The sequence below is a fragment of the Microbulbifer marinus genome (assembly GCF_900107725.1).
GTDB classification, from domain to species: domain Bacteria; phylum Pseudomonadota; class Gammaproteobacteria; order Pseudomonadales; family Cellvibrionaceae; genus Microbulbifer; species Microbulbifer marinus.
The window spans coordinates 74276-87825 of the sequence record NZ_FNQO01000006.1 but is presented as its reverse complement, the minus strand read 5'-3'; the positions used below and the strand labels follow the sequence as shown (position 1 = coordinate 87825).

The 13550-nt window shown below is 56.3% G+C and carries 27 protein-coding genes; 25 read left to right on the top strand and 2 right to left on the bottom strand.

What is annotated here, in order from left to right; translation table 11 throughout:
- The coding region (locus BLW36_RS16615; RefSeq protein WP_091391202.1) for an elongation factor Tu at positions 1-791 on the top strand (791 nt) is incomplete at its 5' end.
- Between the two features lie 119 nt (positions 792-910).
- Here BLW36_RS16615 and BLW36_RS16610 read toward each other — a convergent pair.
- Together BLW36_RS16610 and BLW36_RS16605 are read right to left on the bottom strand one after the other, a co-directional pair.
- Positions 911-1213, bottom strand: a complete 303-nt coding sequence (locus BLW36_RS16610; protein ID WP_091391194.1) for a hypothetical protein — start codon at positions 1211-1213, stop codon at positions 911-913.
- Positions 1214-1376: 163 nt separating this feature from the next.
- A complete protein-coding gene (locus BLW36_RS16605) occupies positions 1377-1853 on the bottom strand; it encodes an aminoacyl-tRNA deacylase (RefSeq protein WP_091391193.1) in 477 nt (158 codons plus the stop codon).
- 200 nt (positions 1854-2053) lie between these two features.
- Between BLW36_RS16605 and rpsJ the strand changes: the two genes are divergently transcribed.
- The 24 genes from rpsJ (at position 2054) to rpsM (ending at position 13483) form a co-directional block, all read left to right on the top strand.
- Positions 2054-2365, top strand: a complete 312-nt coding sequence (gene rpsJ / locus BLW36_RS16600; protein ID WP_010133849.1) for a 30S ribosomal protein S10 — start codon at positions 2054-2056, stop codon at positions 2363-2365.
- 110 nt (positions 2366-2475) lie between these two features.
- Positions 2476-3111 (top strand): 50S ribosomal protein L3, encoded by a 636-nt coding sequence (gene rplC, locus BLW36_RS16595; protein WP_091391192.1) that lies wholly within the window; start codon positions 2476-2478, stop codon positions 3109-3111.
- An 18-nt stretch (positions 3112-3129) separates the two neighbouring features.
- Positions 3130-3744 (top strand): 50S ribosomal protein L4, encoded by a 615-nt coding sequence (gene rplD / locus BLW36_RS16590; RefSeq protein ID WP_091391191.1) that lies wholly within the window; start codon positions 3130-3132, stop codon positions 3742-3744.
- Positions 3741-4037, top strand: a complete 297-nt coding sequence (rplW, locus tag BLW36_RS16585; RefSeq protein WP_091391190.1) for a 50S ribosomal protein L23 — start codon at positions 3741-3743, stop codon at positions 4035-4037. Before rplD ends, rplW begins: the two co-directional genes overlap by 4 nt.
- A 14-nt stretch (positions 4038-4051) precedes the next feature.
- Positions 4052-4876, top strand: a complete 825-nt coding sequence (gene rplB, locus BLW36_RS16580; protein ID WP_091391189.1) for a 50S ribosomal protein L2 — start codon at positions 4052-4054, stop codon at positions 4874-4876.
- A 37-nt stretch (positions 4877-4913) separates the two neighbouring features.
- Positions 4914-5192, top strand: coding sequence for a 30S ribosomal protein S19 (rpsS, locus tag BLW36_RS16575; RefSeq protein WP_069946924.1), 279 nt, complete (start codon positions 4914-4916; stop codon positions 5190-5192).
- Between the two features lie 15 nt (positions 5193-5207).
- Positions 5208-5540, top strand: coding sequence for a 50S ribosomal protein L22 (gene rplV / locus BLW36_RS16570; protein ID WP_069946925.1), 333 nt, complete (start codon positions 5208-5210; stop codon positions 5538-5540).
- A 19-nt stretch (positions 5541-5559) separates the two neighbouring features.
- Positions 5560-6240 (top strand): 30S ribosomal protein S3, encoded by a 681-nt coding sequence (rpsC, locus tag BLW36_RS16565; RefSeq protein ID WP_091391188.1) that lies wholly within the window; start codon positions 5560-5562, stop codon positions 6238-6240.
- Positions 6241-6251: 11 nt separating this feature from the next.
- Positions 6252-6665: a 50S ribosomal protein L16 gene (gene rplP / locus BLW36_RS16560; RefSeq protein WP_073277504.1), complete on the top strand. Its 414-nt coding sequence runs from the start codon at positions 6252-6254 to the stop codon at positions 6663-6665.
- Positions 6665-6856, top strand: a complete 192-nt coding sequence (gene rpmC / locus BLW36_RS16555; RefSeq protein WP_069946927.1) for a 50S ribosomal protein L29 — start codon at positions 6665-6667, stop codon at positions 6854-6856. The genes rplP and rpmC overlap by 1 nt, the downstream gene beginning before the upstream one ends.
- A 2-nt stretch (positions 6857-6858) precedes the next feature.
- The gene (rpsQ, locus tag BLW36_RS16550) at positions 6859-7122 is read left to right on the top strand and encodes a 30S ribosomal protein S17 (RefSeq protein ID WP_091391187.1); all 264 of its coding nucleotides are present in this window, start codon (positions 6859-6861) and stop codon (positions 7120-7122) included.
- 34 nt (positions 7123-7156) lie between these two features.
- Positions 7157-7525: a 50S ribosomal protein L14 gene (rplN, locus tag BLW36_RS16545; protein ID WP_067151032.1), complete on the top strand. Its 369-nt coding sequence runs from the start codon at positions 7157-7159 to the stop codon at positions 7523-7525.
- A 23-nt stretch (positions 7526-7548) separates the two neighbouring features.
- Positions 7549-7860: a 50S ribosomal protein L24 gene (rplX, locus tag BLW36_RS16540; RefSeq protein ID WP_091391186.1), complete on the top strand. Its 312-nt coding sequence runs from the start codon at positions 7549-7551 to the stop codon at positions 7858-7860.
- 31 nt (positions 7861-7891) lie between these two features.
- Entirely contained in the window at positions 7892-8431 is a 540-nt protein-coding gene (gene rplE / locus BLW36_RS16535) for a 50S ribosomal protein L5 (RefSeq protein WP_091391185.1), read from the top strand.
- Between the two features lie 9 nt (positions 8432-8440).
- Positions 8441-8746: a 30S ribosomal protein S14 gene (gene rpsN / locus BLW36_RS16530; RefSeq protein ID WP_091391184.1), complete on the top strand. Its 306-nt coding sequence runs from the start codon at positions 8441-8443 to the stop codon at positions 8744-8746.
- 26 nt (positions 8747-8772) lie between these two features.
- Positions 8773-9165, top strand: coding sequence for a 30S ribosomal protein S8 (gene rpsH, locus BLW36_RS16525; protein WP_091391183.1), 393 nt, complete (start codon positions 8773-8775; stop codon positions 9163-9165).
- 12 nt (positions 9166-9177) lie between these two features.
- Positions 9178-9711 carry a 50S ribosomal protein L6 gene (gene rplF / locus BLW36_RS16520; RefSeq protein WP_091391182.1) on the top strand — a complete coding sequence of 178 codons (534 nt, stop codon included), beginning with the start codon at positions 9178-9180 and terminating at the stop codon, positions 9709-9711.
- Positions 9712-9724: 13 nt separating this feature from the next.
- Positions 9725-10075: a 50S ribosomal protein L18 gene (rplR, locus tag BLW36_RS16515; RefSeq protein ID WP_091391181.1), complete on the top strand. Its 351-nt coding sequence runs from the start codon at positions 9725-9727 to the stop codon at positions 10073-10075.
- Positions 10076-10085: 10 nt separating this feature from the next.
- Entirely contained in the window at positions 10086-10592 is a 507-nt protein-coding gene (rpsE, locus tag BLW36_RS16510) for a 30S ribosomal protein S5 (protein ID WP_091391180.1), read from the top strand.
- A gap of 38 nt (positions 10593-10630) precedes the next feature.
- A complete protein-coding gene (rpmD, locus tag BLW36_RS16505; RefSeq protein ID WP_091391179.1) occupies positions 10631-10816 on the top strand; it encodes a 50S ribosomal protein L30 in 186 nt (61 codons plus the stop codon).
- A 1-nt stretch (position 10817) separates the two neighbouring features.
- A complete protein-coding gene (gene rplO, locus BLW36_RS16500; protein ID WP_091391178.1) occupies positions 10818-11252 on the top strand; it encodes a 50S ribosomal protein L15 in 435 nt (144 codons plus the stop codon).
- Between the two features lie 11 nt (positions 11253-11263).
- Entirely contained in the window at positions 11264-12610 is a 1347-nt protein-coding gene (secY, locus tag BLW36_RS16495) for a preprotein translocase subunit SecY (protein WP_091391177.1), read from the top strand.
- 41 nt (positions 12611-12651) lie between these two features.
- A complete protein-coding gene (rpmJ, locus tag BLW36_RS16490; RefSeq protein WP_010133825.1) occupies positions 12652-12768 on the top strand; it encodes a 50S ribosomal protein L36 in 117 nt (38 codons plus the stop codon).
- 358 nt (positions 12769-13126) lie between these two features.
- Entirely contained in the window at positions 13127-13483 is a 357-nt protein-coding gene (gene rpsM, locus BLW36_RS16485) for a 30S ribosomal protein S13 (RefSeq protein ID WP_073277529.1), read from the top strand.
- The last annotated feature ends 67 nt before the right edge of the window (positions 13484-13550 follow it).

The window sequence follows — 13550 nt, the reverse complement described above, 5'->3', positions numbered from 1 at the left end:
TGAACAAAGCCGACATGGTCGACGACGAAGAGCTGCTCGAGCTGGTAGAAATGGAAGTTCGCGAACTTCTGGACCAGTACGAGTTCCCGGGTGACGACACCCCGATCATCGTTGGTTCCGCCCTGATGGCCCTGAACGGCGAAGACGACAACGAAATGGGTACTACCGCTGTTAAGAAGCTGGTTGAAACCCTGGACGAGTACATCCCGGAGCCGGAGCGTGCGGTAGACCAGCCGTTCTTGATGCCGATCGAAGACGTATTCTCCATTTCCGGTCGCGGTACCGTAGTAACCGGTCGTGTAGAGCGTGGCATTATCCGTACCGGCGACGAGATCGAAATCGTTGGTATCAAGGACACCACCACTACCACCTGTACTGGTGTGGAAATGTTCCGCAAACTGCTCGACGAAGGTCGTGCTGGTGAGAACATCGGCGCCCTGCTGCGCGGCACCAAGCGTGACGAAGTAGAGCGTGGTCAGGTACTGGCCAAGCCGGGTTCCATCACTCCGCACACCAAGTTCGAAGCGGAAGTGTACATCCTGTCCAAGGACGAAGGTGGTCGTCACACCCCGTTCTTCAAGGGCTACCGTCCGCAGTTCTACTTCCGTACCACCGACGTGACCGGTGCGTGTGAGCTGCCGGAAGGTACCGAGATGGTAATGCCGGGCGACAACATTCAGATGACTGTTACTCTGATTGCTCCGATCGCCATGGAAGAAGGCCTGCGCTTCGCGATCCGTGAAGGTGGCCGTACTGTTGGCGCCGGCGTTGTTGCCAAGATCGTCGAGTAATTACTGCTCCTGATCTAATGAAAAAGCCGCAGCGGAAACGCTGCGGCTTTTTTGTTTTGGGGGCGTGGAAATCTCAGCCATGGGTGTGTCGGTGCCCTGTGGCTATTGCTGTGTCTGGATCAGGAGAGATTGTCCGGATCGGCCAGAATCTCGAATTCCGTGCGGTCAGTGCGGCGGTGGTAGAGGGCAAACAGCATAAAAAACGTTGCTGGAGCCATGCAGATGCAGCTCAGTGCCGCTGCCGGCGCGGCTACCGGGTAAGCTTGCACCAGCTTGGCGGCTGCGGGATTGATTTGGGGGAGATTCGTGTATATCCAGAAGAAGCCGCACAGGAAGGCGAAGACCATGGCTGTAGTGATCAGCAGGGCGAAAAGCATCAACAGACTGTCAGAATTTTCCTTCTCTAGTGGCTTGTAGCCCATTTTGGCCTGCCCTGTGCACGGGATTGTCTCAATTTATTATAGGTTATCGGTCAGTATAGACTAGGCCGCTGATGGCGAAGAGGTGAGTGTACCCCTCTGCCATTGCACAGCGGTTTGGCGGATAAGCCGGGCGCCGGCTCCAGTCCCTGGAGCTTGGCTTCTGTTACGGCCAGTCTTTGCTCAGGTCACAGCTGCGGCTGCTCGAAAACAATCGTGCAAATCGGGAGCCGTCCATTTCCACCAGTTCCTCGTGGTCGCCGGCTTCAAAGTAGACGGTGTCGCAGCGGCCAAGGCTGCTGTCCAGCAGTGTGGAGATACCGTAGGCCTGCCCGAGCGGGGGCAGGGCACCCAGTTCGCAGTCTGGAAAGACGCGACCCAGTTCATCCTCCGGTACCATCTGCAGCTGGTTGCGACCTGTCTCGTCGTGAACTGCACGCATGTCCAAGCTACTGCTGGCGGGAATGACCGCCATGACGTACCCTTCATCGTCCTTCAGCAGGATGGCTTTGGCTACCTGGTCCTCACGCACATGGGCGGCATGAGCACTTTCCCGGCTGGTATGGCTGTGTGGGTGCTGTACCAGCTGGTAGTCGACCGACTGGTCGCGCAAATACTGACTCACTCTGGCGGCAATAGTCATTTCTCTGCCCTCTTTCGGCTACCGGTACCCAATTGTAGTTTGCGGGCACGTAGATTTGTGCCGGAGGGCCCCCGCTGAAAGTAAGTCGGCAACCCGGTTGACAGGCGCTGATATCGCCCGTAGAATTCGCGCTCCTTTTCGCCCGCCCTCGGGGCTGCGTAAAAGGACGTTCTTTAGTTTTTAAGTTGGAGTTTGATTCCATGCAGGGTCAACGCATCCGAATTCGCCTGAAGGCGTTCGATCACAAGTTAATCGACGCGTCTACCCAGGAGATCGTCGAGACGGCCAAGCGCACTGGCGCGCAGGTTCGCGGTCCCATTCCGCTGCCGACTCGCAAAGAGAAGTACACCGTGCTGATTTCTCCGCACGTCAACAAAGACGCGCGCGACCAGTACGAGATTCGTACCCACAAGCGTTTGCTGGACATTGTTGAGCCCACCGAAAAAACCGTCGACGCGCTGATGAAGCTCGATCTGGCGGCCGGTGTTGAGGTTCAGATTAGTCTCGGCTAACACTTTTAATTAACTACCGAATCCCGGGCGAAAAAGGTCCGGGTAGTGTAACGCTCTGAAACTGGGCGGCCGCAGTGGGTTAAAGCCCCGTGCACTGAGAGGTTGAAAAGATGACTATAGGTATTGTCGGCCGCAAGAGCGGCATGACTCGCATCTTCACCGAAGATGGCGCTTCTATTCCGGTTACCGTTATCGAGGTAGCTCCGAATCGCGTCACTCAGGTGAAAACTGTGGAAACCGACGGCTATGCAGCGGTTCAGGTAACCGTGGGCAACCGTAAGGCTTCCCGTGTCTCCAAGCCCCACGCGGGCCACTTCGCCAAAGCCAATGTTGAGGCTGGCTCTGCTCTCTTCGAACTGCGCACTGACGGTTCTGACGAGACTTTCGAAATCGGTTCTGAAATCACTGTTTCTGGCTTTGAAGCTGGTCAGATGATTGACGTAACCGGCACTTCCAAAGGTAAAGGTTTCCAGGGTGGCGTTAAGCGCTGGAATTTCCGTACCCAGGACGCAACCCACGGTAACTCTCTGTCTCACCGCGCTCCCGGTTCTATCGGTCAGTGCCAGACTCCTGGTCGAGTGTGGAAAGGCAAGAAGATGGCCGGTCACATGGGTGCTGAGCGTGTAACCGTGCAGAACCTGGAAGTGGTTCGTGTCGATGCCGAACGCAACCTGCTGCTGGTTAAGGGTGCCGTTCCGGGTGCGCCGGGTGGCAACGTTATCGTTCGTCCGGCAGTTAAAGCCTAAGTCTGAGGGGAAATAGATATGGAACTGAATATCGCTACTCCCGAAGGCGCTAAAGGCACTGTAGCTGTCTCTGAAGTGACTTTCGGTCGTGAATTCAATCAGGACCTGGTACACCAGGCCGTTGTCGCCTACATGGCTGGTGCCCGTCAGGGTACTAAAGCGCAGAAGAATCGCGCTGACGTTTCCGGCGGCGGCAAGAAGCCTTGGCGTCAAAAGGGTACTGGCCGCGCTCGCGCCGGTACTATCCGCAGCCCGCTGTGGCGCTCCGGTGGCGTAACCTTCGCCGCTGAGCCGCGTGATCACAGCGTCAAGCTGAACAAGAAAATGTACCGCGCTGCTCTGCGCTGCATTCTGTCTGAGCTGGCCCGTCAGGAGCGCCTGGTTGTGGTTGAGTCCTTCGATGTGGACGCGCCCAAAACCAAGCAGCTGGTGAGCAAGCTGGCTCAGTTCGATCTGTCCGACGCGTTGATCGTGACCGAAGAGGTGAGTGAAAACCTCTACCTGGCCGCGCGCAACCTGCACAAGATCGACGTGCGCGACGTACAGGGCATCGATCCGGTAAGCCTGATTCGCTTCGACAAAGTCGTGGTTACCGTTTCTGCGCTCAAGAAAATTGAAGAGGTGCTGGGATGAACCAAGAGCGACTCTACAAAGTACTGCTGGGCCCGGTAATTTCCGAAAAGGCTGCTGTGTTGGCGGACTCTGCCAACCAGGTGGTTTTCAAGGTTACCACCGATGCCACTAAAGCCGAGATCGCGGCTGCGGTTGAAAAGCTGTTCAACGTTTCTGTTGAGCAGGTTCGCACCGTGAACGTGAAAGGCAAAACCAAGCGTACGCGTTTCGGCATGGGCCAGCGCAACGACTGGAAAAAAGCCTACGTTCGCCTGGCCGAAGGCAGCGACATCAACTTTGAAGCTGCTGAGTAAAGGGGACAGTTACAATGGCTATTGTAAAAACAAAACCGACCTCTGCCGGCCGTCGCCACCTGGTCAAGGTTGTTAACCCCGACCTGCACAAGGGTGCGCCTTACGCGCCTCTGGTAGAGAGCAAGAGCAAAAGCGGTGGTCGCAACAATGCTGGCCGTATCACCACCCGTCATATCGGTGGTGGTCACAAGCAGCACTACCGCATAGTCGACTTCAAGCGCAACAAGGACGGTATTCCGGCCAAGGTTGAGCGTCTGGAGTACGATCCGAACCGCAGTGCGCACATCGCCCTCGTTTGCTACGCAGACGGCGAGCGTCGTTACATCATCGCGCCGAAAGGTCTGAAAGCGGGTGCTACCGTTCAGTCCGGCGATGCTGCTCCGATCGTTGTGGGCAACACTCTGCCGCTGCGCAACATCCCGGTGGGTTCCGTAATTCACGGTGTTGAGCTGAAGCCTGGCAAAGGCGCTCAGCTGGCCCGTTCTGCCGGTGCCTCTGTACAGCTGGTAGCTCGCGAAGGTCAGTACGCGACCATTCGTCTGCGCTCCGGTGAAATGCGTAAGGTTCTGTCCGAGTGTCGCGCCACCCTGGGTGAAGTGAGTAACTCCGAGCACAGCCTGCGCAAGCTGGGTAAAGCTGGTGCCAAGCGCTGGCGCGGTGTTCGCCCGACCGTTCGCGGTGTGGCGATGAACCCGGTGGATCACCCGCACGGTGGTGGTGAAGGTCGTACCTCTGGTGGCCGTCACCCGGTAACTCCGTGGGGCGTACCTACCAAGGGTAAGAAAACGCGCAAGAACAAGCGCACCGATAAGATGATTGTACGTCGCCGCGGCAAGTAAGCCGCGCGATGTCTGAGCAGCTAGAGAGGAATCGACAGTGCCACGCTCATTAAAGAAAGGTCCCTTTATTGATCTGCATTTGATCAAAAAGGTGGAGGCGGCGATTGCAGCCAATGATCGTCGACCGATTAAAACCTGGTCCCGCCGTTCCATGATTATGCCGGAAATGGTTGGACTGACGATTGCCGTGCACAACGGTCGTCAACACGTGCCCGTACTGGTTAACGAAGAAATGGTTGGCCACAAGCTGGGCGAGTTCGCCGCTACCCGCACTTACCGCGGTCACGCTGCGGACAAGAAAGCGAAGAAGCGCTAAGCCGAGGTTATAACGATGGAAGTAGCAGCAAAATTACGCGGCGCTCGTCTGTCGGCGCAAAAGGCGCGACTGGTAGCTGATCAGATTCGCGGTAAAGGCGTTGAAGAAGCCCTGGATATTCTGGCGTTCAGCCAGAAGAAAGGTGCGGCGATCGTCAAGAAGGTTCTGGAGTCGGCCATCGCCAACGCCGAGCACAACGAAGGTGCTGACGTTGACGAGCTGAAGGTATCCACCATTTTCGTGGATGAAGGTATGACCATGAAGCGCATTAAGCCGCGCGCCAAGGGTCGTGCTGACCGCATTCTTAAGCGTACTTGTCACATTACTGTGAAAGTGGCCGAGAAATAAGAGAGCAGGCGAGAAAACCATGGGACAAAAAGTACATCCTACCGGCATTCGTCTGGGTATCGTTAAAAAGCATACTTCTGTTTGGTATGCCGGCAGCGACGAGTACGCAGACAAGCTGTACACGGATCTGAAAGTTCGCGATTACATTCGCAAAAAACTGGCCCACGCTTCCGTGAGCCGTATCGAGATCGAGCGTCCGGCGAATACCGCGCGTGTGACCATTCACACCGCTCGCCCCGGCATCGTGATCGGTAAAAAAGGTGAAGACGTAGAGCGTCTGCGCAATGAAGTAAGCGCGCAGATGGGCGTGCCGGTGCACATCGACATTGAAGAAGTGCGCAAGCCGGACATGGACGCCGCTCTGGTAGCCCAGAACGTCGCCCAGCAGCTGGAACGCCGCGTAATGTTTCGTCGCGCGATGAAGCGCGCGGTGCAGAACGCCATGCGTCAAGGTGCCGAAGGTATCAAGATTCAGGTAAGTGGCCGTCTCGGCGGTGCGGAAATCGCACGTACCGAGTGGTATCGCGAAGGACGTGTGCCGCTGCACACCCTGCGTGCGAATATCGACTACGCCACCCATGAAGCGATGACTACCTACGGCATCATCGGTATCAAAGTCTGGATCTTCAAAGGTGAAGTCATCGGTGACGAAATCCCCGATGAGCAGCCGAAGAAGACCCGCAAGAAAGCTGCTAAATAAGGGGTACGCAAATGCTGCAACCAAAGCGTACAAAATTCCGCAAGGTACAGAAGGGTCGCAACCGCGGTCTTTCTCAGCGCGGCTCTAAAGTGAGCTTTGGCGAGTTCGGCTTGAAAGCCATCGGTCGCGGTCGCATTACTGCGCGCCAGATCGAAGCGGCTCGTCGCGCAATGACTCGTCACGTAAAGCGTGGCGGTAAGATCTGGATTCGCGTGTTTCCGGACAAGCCCATTACCAACAAGCCCCTCGAAGTACGGATGGGTAAAGGTAAAGGTGGCGTTGAATACTGGGTGGCTCAGATCCAGCCGGGCAAGGTCCTCTACGAAATGGAGGGTGTGTCCGAAGATCTGGCTCGCGAAGCTTTCGAGCTCGCCGCAGCCAAGCTGCCTGTAAAGACAACTTTCGTTAAGCGTTCGGTGATGTAATGAAGACTGCAGATCTACGCGAAAAGTCAGTTGAAGAGCTGAACCAGGAATTGCTGAATCAGCTCGAGGCTCAGTTCAAGCTTCGCATGCAAAAGTCCACCGGTCAGCTGACTCAGACTCATCTGCTGAAGCAGACTCGTCGCGACATTGCTCGCATTAAGACTGTGTTGACCGAGAAGGCAGGTAATTAATCATGGCTGAAGCAAAACTGAAGCGTACTCTGACCGGTAAGGTTGTGAGTGACAAGATGGATAAAACCATCACCGTTTTGATCGAGCGCCGTGTTAAGCACCCGATCTACGGCAAAATTGTGAGCAAGTCCACCAAGCTCAAGGCACATGATGAGAACAATGAGTGCAACATCGGTGATGTTGTAACCATCGAAGAGTCTCGTCCGCTGTCCAAGAGTAAATCCTGGGCTTTGCAGAAAATTGTAGAGCGTGCGGCGAAGGTTTAACCCCTAGCGCATTGAAGAGTTTCGGAGAGAGACGATGATTCAAGCGGAATCCTACTTAGAAGTAGCTGACAACAGTGGGGCTCGCCGTGTCATGTGCATCAAGGTGCTGGGCGGCTCCCATCGTCGTTATGCCGGCGTGGGCGACATTATCAAGGTGACCGTTAAGGAAGCCATTCCCCGCGGTAAAGTGAAGAAAGGCCAGGTTATGAACGCCGTTGTGGTTCGCACCAAAAAAGGTGTGCGCCGTGCGGACGGTTCCCTGATCAAATTTGACGATAACGCAGCGGTACTGCTGAACCAGCAACTGGCGCCGGTCGGCACCCGTATTTTTGGCCCGGTAACTCGCGAGCTGCGCGGTGAGAAGTTCATGAAGATCATCTCGCTGGCACCGGAAGTTATCTAAGCCTGAGGCGGAGAAATAGAGTTATGCGCAAGATCAAGCGTGACGACGAAGTGATCGTTATCGCCGGTCGCGACAAAGGCAAGCGCGGTACAGTACGTAAGGTGCTGAACGACGGTCGCCTGATCGTTTCCGGTGTACAGATGATCAAGAAACATCAAAAGCCGAACCCCCAGCTGGGCGTTGCCGGTGGCATCGTAGAGAAGGAGGCCGCGATCCAGGCTTCCAACGTAGCCATCTTCAACCCCAACACCCAAAAGGCTGACCGGGTAGGCTTTAAAGTACTGGAAGACGGCACTAAGATTCGCGTCTTCAAATCCAGCGGCGAAGCCATCTAAGGCTGTAGGCGCAGAAGCAGGTTGGTAGATCATGGCAAAGCTTAAAGAGCTCTACACGAAAGAACTCGCGCCCAAGCTGAAAGAAGAGCTGGGGCTCGACAATGTGATGGCAGTGCCGCGCATCACCAAGATCACCATCAACATGGGTGTTGGTGAGGCTGTTGGTGACAAGAAGGTGCTGGAGCACGCCGTCAGTGACATGACGGCAATTACTGGTCAAAAGCCCATCGTGACCAAAGCGCGCAAGTCAATTGCGGGCTTTAAGATTCGCGACGGTTGGCCGATCGGCTGCAAGGTGACTCTGCGCGGTGAGCGCATGTACGAGTTCCTGGAGCGTCTGGTCGACATCGCGATCCCGCGTATCCGTGACTTCCGTGGCATCAGCCCGAAGCAGTTTGACGGCCGCGGCAACTTCTCTATGGGTGTGACCGAGCAAATTATCTTCCCGGAAGTTGACTACGACAAAGTAGACAAACTCCGCGGTCTGGATATTTGTATTACCACTACAGCGGCTAACGACGATCAAGGTCGTGCGCTGCTGAAAGCGTTTAACTTCCCGTTCAAGGGTTAAGAGGATTCCATGGCGAAGAAATCCATGATTGCGCGTGAGAAGAAGCGCGCTCGAACCGCAGCTAAGTACGCCGAAAAGCGTCAAGAGCTGAAGGCGATCATCGCCAGTCCCACTGCTACTGAAGAAGAGCAGTGGGAGGCTCAACTCAAGCTGCAGAAACTGCCGCGCGATGCAAGCCCGGTACGTCAGCAACGCCGCTGCCGTATCACTGGTCGCCCCCACGCTGTCTACCGCAAGTTCGGCCTGTGCCGTAACAAACTGCGCGAAGCAGCCATGCGTGGTGATGTTCCCGGCCTGGTTAAGTCCAGCTGGTAAAAGGCAGACTTGAGGAGTCTTAACAAATGAGTATGCAAGATCCGTTGGCAGATATGCTGACTCGCATCCGCAACGCCCTGGCGCGCGGAAAGGCCGAAGTCACCCTGCCTTCATCCAAACTGAAAGTGGCCGTAGCCGAAGTACTGAAAGGCGAAGGCTACATCACTGATGTCAACGTAAGCGAAGGTGCCAAGCCGGAGCTGACCATTGCCTTGAAATACTTCCAGGGCAAGCCGGTTATCGCCGAGCTGGTTCGCGTTTCCCGTCCGGGTCTGCGCGCTTACACTGGCAAGAAAGCTCTGCCGACCGTACGCGGTGGCCTGGGTATCGCTATCGTCTCCACCTCCAAGGGTGTGATGACTGATCGCGCTGCGCGCCAGGCTGGTGTCGGTGGCGAAGTGCTCTGCACCGTATTCTAAGCGGGGGTTAGTATGTCTCGAGTAGCAAATGATCCAGTAAAAATCCCCGCAGGTGTTACTGTTGACCTGAAAGGTCAGGATATCGCTGTAAAAGGCGGTAACGGTAACCTGAGCATGGTGATCCACGGCGACGTAGAAGTGAGTGAGGCTGACAGCCAGCTGACTTTCGCGGCACGTAACAATTCCAAGCAGGCCAAGGCGCTGGCAGGTACTACCCGCGCTCTGGTCAACAACATGGTGGTAGGTGTCAGCCAGGGCTTCGAGAAGAAGCTGCAGTTGCTGGGTGTTGGTTACCGCGCTAAGGCGTCCGGTAAGACCGTAAACCTGACCCTGGGCTTCTCCCACCCGATCGATTATCAGCTGCCGGAAGGCGTGACTGCGGAAACGCCGTCTCAGACTGAAATCGTACTGAAGAGCAGCAACAAACAGCTGCTGGGCCAAGTGGCCGCCGAGATCCGCGCTTTCCGTCCGCCGGAGCCCTACAAAGGTAAGGGTGTCCGTTACGCCGATGAGCGCGTGTATCGCAAAGAGGCCAAGAAGAAGTAAATAGGGCATAGATATGAACGTTAAGAAAGCATCTCGCTTGCGTCGTGCACGTCGTGCCCGCGCTAAGATCCGCGAGCTCGGCGCCGTTCGCCTGACCGTGAACCGCACGCCGCGTCACATTTACGCACAGATCCTGTCCGCCGATGGCGACAAGGTATTGGCCTCCGCCTCTACCCTCGACAAGGACCTGCGCGCAGGTAAAACCGGTAACGTCGATGCCGCTACTGCGGTAGGCACCCTGATCGCCGAGCGCGCCAAGGCTGCTGGCGTTGAACAAGTTGCCTTCGACCGCAGCGGTTTTAAATACCATGGCCGCGTCAAGGCTCTGGCTGACGCTGCCCGCGAAGCCGGTCTGAAATTCTAAGGGTTGAGTTATGGCTAGAGAGAAAGACAAAAGCAACGACGAAGGCCTGCAGGAAAAGCTGGTCCAGGTCAATCGCGTTGCCAAGACTGTTAAAGGTGGTCGCATCTTCGCCTTTACCGCACTGACCGTAGTCGGCGACGGCAACGGCCGCGTTGGCTTCGGCCGCGGCAAGGCACGCGAAGTGCCGGTTGCCATCCAGAAGGCGATGGAGGCTGCGCGTCGCAACATGATCCAGGTTGAACTGAACGGTGACACCATTCAGTACGCGACCAACGGTCGTCACGGCGGTTCCAAGGTTTACATGCAGCCCGCTTCCCAGGGTACCGGTGTTATCGCCGGCGGTGCCATGCGCTCCGTACTGGAAATGGCTGGCGTACACAACGTACTGGCCAAGTGCTACGGCTCCACCAATCCGGTGAACGTAGTGCGTGCAACCTTCAGTGCTCTGGAACAAATGCAGAGCCCGGAAGACGTTGCAGCCAAGCGTGGCAAATCAGTCGAAGAAATCCTGGGCTAATTGAGGCTCGGACCAAAGGTTATTAGTGGGTTAAGACCATGGCTAAGAAGACCATTAAAGTCACCCAGACCAAAAGCATTCACGGACGCCTGAAGAGCCATCAGGCGTGCGTTGCCGGTCTGGGCCTGCGCCGCATCGGTCACACTGTGGAAGTGGAAGACACTCCCTCTGTGCGCGGCATGATCAACAAAGTTAACTACCTGGTTAAGGTTGAGGGGGAATAAGATGCGTTTGAACGAACTGTCTCCCGCAGAAGGCCACAAGCACAGCGCCAAGCGCGTTGGTCGTGGTATCGGTAGCGGTCTGGGTAAAACCGGCGGCCGCGGCCACAAGGGCCAGAAAGCGCGCTCCGGCGGCTCTGTACGTCCGGGTTTCGAAGGCGGTCAGATGCCGCTGCAGAAGCGCCTGCCGAAATACGGCTTCACCGCGCGTGTATCCCGCTTCGTTGCGGAAGTACGCCTGGCGGAGCTGGCCAAGGTGGACGCCGACGTAATCGATTTGGCAGCGCTGAAGAATGCCGATATTATCGGCAGCCACATTAAACGCGCCAAAGTGTTCCTGTCTGGCGAGCTGACCAAAGCGGTAACCGTTAAAGGTCTGGGCGTCACCAAGGGTGCAAAAGCGGCCATCGAAGCTGCTGGCGGTAAAGTAGAAGACTAATTGAGGCCCCAATGGCACGACCAGGATCCGGTGTAAATCCCCTGGGCAACAGCAAGGGATTGGGCGAGCTTTGGGCTCGCCTTCGTTTTCTGTTCCTCGCGATTCTTGTTTATCGCTTTGGAACGCATATTCCGGTGCCCGGTATAGACCCGGAAAAGCTGTCGAACCTGTTTAATCAGAACCAGGGCACGATCCTGGGCCTGTTTAACATGTTCTCCGGCGGCGCCCTGGAACGCATGAGTATTCTGGCGCTGGGCATCATGCCCTACATCTCCGCGTCCATCATCATGCAGTTGATGACCGCGGTGACGCCCTCTCTGGAAGCATTGAAGAAGGAGGGGGACGCCGGACGGCGCAAGATCAACCAGTACACCCGTTACCTGACGGTAGTGCTGGCATTGATCCAGGGTATCGGCATGACCTTCGGTCTGGCCGGCCAGAATCTGGCTTACTCTGCTGAGCCGGCATTCGGTTTCTACTTTGTGGCGGTAACGTCACTGGTAACCGGTGCGGTGTTCATGATGTGGCTGGGTGAGCAGATCACCGAGCGCGGTGTCGGTAACGGTATCTCGATGTTGATCTTCGCAGGTATCGTTGCGGGCCTGCCCAGTGCCGTCGGTCAGGCGTTTGAACAGGCGCGCCAAGGCGAGCTGCACATTCTGTTGCTGCTGGCGATCGGTTTTGTCGCCCTCGCGGTTGTGTACTTTGTGGTAGTGATGGAGCGCGGACAGCGTCGCATCACTATCAACCATGCCCGCCGCCAGGCCGGTCGCTACTCCGCAGCTCCGGCTGCGCAGTCCAGCCACCTGCCACTGAAGGTGAATATGGCCGGTGTTATTCCGGTGATCTTCGCCAGCAGTATCCTGCTGTTCCCGGCCACACTGGCGCAGTGGTTTGGCCAGGGCGGTGAAGGTGTAGGCGCGCAGATTCTGCAGTGGATGGCACTGCAGCTGGGCCCGGGTCAGCCGCTGAACATTATTTTGTTCGCACTGCTGATTGGTTTCTTCTGCTTCTTCTACACGGCGTTGATGTTCAACCCGAATGAAGTGGCGGATAACCTGAAGAAATCCGGCGCTTATGTGCCCGGTATCCGTCCCGGTGAGCAGACTGCACGTTACATCGACAGCGTGCTGACCCGTCTCACTCTGGTAGGTGCCGTATATATCGCGCTGGTTTCCCTGCTGCCGCAGTTCCTGGTGGTAGGACTGAATGTTCCCTTCTATCTGGGGGGTACCTCACTGCTGATCGTTGTGGTGGTAGTGATGGACTTTATGGCTCAGGTACAATCGCACCTGCTGTCTCACCAGTACGAAGGTTTGATGAAAAAAGCGAACCTGCAAAGCTACGGTCGTCGCTAGTGCGTCACCTGCTCGCAGTTTGATTGAATTGAGGTAAGGTCATGAAAGTACGCGCTTCTGTTAAAAAGATCTGCCGTAACTGCAAAATCGTGCGTCGCAAAGGTGTTCTGCGGGTTATCTGCAGCGCTGAGCCGCGTCACAAGCAGCGTCAAGGCTAATACTGGGCTGTACAGTCCTTGCGTGGCGGCCTCGGCCGCCATACGCAAAACTTGCTGGAACAAGCCGGTAATCGCGGCCCCCGCGAATATCGGCGACACCGCAGGCTCTCCCGGGTCGGTGGTGGAGACCGCAGAGTCACACTTTGTTGGTTTCAATTAGGGGGCGTTGACTGTCGTCCGCATCCTCTTCGGGCAACCGTAGGGGGCGTGGGCTATTGCAATTTAGTGTCTGAAAAGCTATTCTTGCGCGCCTTTTTGGTGGCGCCGCCAGTTTTTTAGTCGCTGTCAGCGCCGAATTCAAAGCTGAGTCACACGCTTATTCGTAGTAAGTGGCTCTCAATACGTGGAGTACGCCTCTATGGCACGTATTGCTGGTGTCAATGTACCAGACCACAAGCACGCCGTGATCTCCCTGACCCATATCTACGGGGTTGGTCGCACCACGGCTAAGTCTATTTTGGCAGCGGTTGGTATCGCTGAATCCACCAAAATCCGCGATCTGTCTGAAGACCAGATCGAATCCATCCGCGGTGAAGTTGCTAAGCACACCGTAGAGGGCGACCTGCGCCGTGAAGTATCCATGAACATCAAACGTCTGATGGACCTGGGTTGTTTCCGCGGTCTGCGCCATCGTCGCAGCCTGCCGCTCCGCGGTCAGCGCACCAAGACCAATGCCCGCACCCGCAAGGGTCCGCGCAAGCCGATTCGCAAGTAAGTTCCAGGACTGAAACGCAAGTCGCGGTTTAACAAGCCCGGCCTCCTATCGAGGCGGGATTTGATAC

Bases quoted from the DNA above. Each gene is read 5' to 3' on its own strand.
- rplX (WP_091391186.1), top strand. From the start codon at position 7,549: ATGCGCAAGATCAAGCGTGACGACGAAGTGATCGTTATCGCCGGTCGC.
- rplO (WP_091391178.1), top strand. From the start codon at position 10,818: ATGCGTTTGAACGAACTGTCTCCCGCAGAAGGCCACAAGCACAGCGCC.
- BLW36_RS16610 (WP_091391194.1), bottom strand. From the start codon at position 1,213: ATGGGCTACAAGCCACTAGAGAAGGAAAATTCTGACAGTCTGTTGATG.
- rplE (WP_091391185.1), top strand. From the start codon at position 7,892: ATGGCAAAGCTTAAAGAGCTCTACACGAAAGAACTCGCGCCCAAGCTG.
- rplC (WP_091391192.1), top strand. From the start codon at position 2,476: ATGACTATAGGTATTGTCGGCCGCAAGAGCGGCATGACTCGCATCTTC.
- rplV (WP_069946925.1), top strand. From the start codon at position 5,208: ATGGAAGTAGCAGCAAAATTACGCGGCGCTCGTCTGTCGGCGCAAAAG.
- rpmC (WP_069946927.1), top strand. From the start codon at position 6,665: ATGAAGACTGCAGATCTACGCGAAAAGTCAGTTGAAGAGCTGAACCAG.
- rpsH (WP_091391183.1), top strand. From the start codon at position 8,773: ATGAGTATGCAAGATCCGTTGGCAGATATGCTGACTCGCATCCGCAAC.
- rpsC (WP_091391188.1), top strand. From the start codon at position 5,560: ATGGGACAAAAAGTACATCCTACCGGCATTCGTCTGGGTATCGTTAAA.
- rpmD (WP_091391179.1), top strand. From the start codon at position 10,631: ATGGCTAAGAAGACCATTAAAGTCACCCAGACCAAAAGCATTCACGGA.
- rplN (WP_067151032.1), top strand. From the start codon at position 7,157: ATGATTCAAGCGGAATCCTACTTAGAAGTAGCTGACAACAGTGGGGCT.
- rplD (WP_091391191.1), top strand. From the start codon at position 3,130: ATGGAACTGAATATCGCTACTCCCGAAGGCGCTAAAGGCACTGTAGCT.
- rplF (WP_091391182.1), top strand. From the start codon at position 9,178: ATGTCTCGAGTAGCAAATGATCCAGTAAAAATCCCCGCAGGTGTTACT.
- rpsN (WP_091391184.1), top strand. From the start codon at position 8,441: ATGGCGAAGAAATCCATGATTGCGCGTGAGAAGAAGCGCGCTCGAACC.
- rpsE (WP_091391180.1), top strand. From the start codon at position 10,086: ATGGCTAGAGAGAAAGACAAAAGCAACGACGAAGGCCTGCAGGAAAAG.
- rplP (WP_073277504.1), top strand. From the start codon at position 6,252: ATGCTGCAACCAAAGCGTACAAAATTCCGCAAGGTACAGAAGGGTCGC.
- rplB (WP_091391189.1), top strand. From the start codon at position 4,052: ATGGCTATTGTAAAAACAAAACCGACCTCTGCCGGCCGTCGCCACCTG.
- rpsM (WP_073277529.1), top strand. From the start codon at position 13,127: ATGGCACGTATTGCTGGTGTCAATGTACCAGACCACAAGCACGCCGTG.
- rpsJ (WP_010133849.1), top strand. From the start codon at position 2,054: ATGCAGGGTCAACGCATCCGAATTCGCCTGAAGGCGTTCGATCACAAG.
- rpmJ (WP_010133825.1), top strand. From the start codon at position 12,652: ATGAAAGTACGCGCTTCTGTTAAAAAGATCTGCCGTAACTGCAAAATC.
- rpsQ (WP_091391187.1), top strand. From the start codon at position 6,859: ATGGCTGAAGCAAAACTGAAGCGTACTCTGACCGGTAAGGTTGTGAGT.
- secY (WP_091391177.1), top strand. From the start codon at position 11,264: ATGGCACGACCAGGATCCGGTGTAAATCCCCTGGGCAACAGCAAGGGA.
- rplW (WP_091391190.1), top strand. From the start codon at position 3,741: ATGAACCAAGAGCGACTCTACAAAGTACTGCTGGGCCCGGTAATTTCC.
- BLW36_RS16605 (WP_091391193.1), bottom strand. From the start codon at position 1,853: ATGACTATTGCCGCCAGAGTGAGTCAGTATTTGCGCGACCAGTCGGTC.
- rplR (WP_091391181.1), top strand. From the start codon at position 9,725: ATGAACGTTAAGAAAGCATCTCGCTTGCGTCGTGCACGTCGTGCCCGC.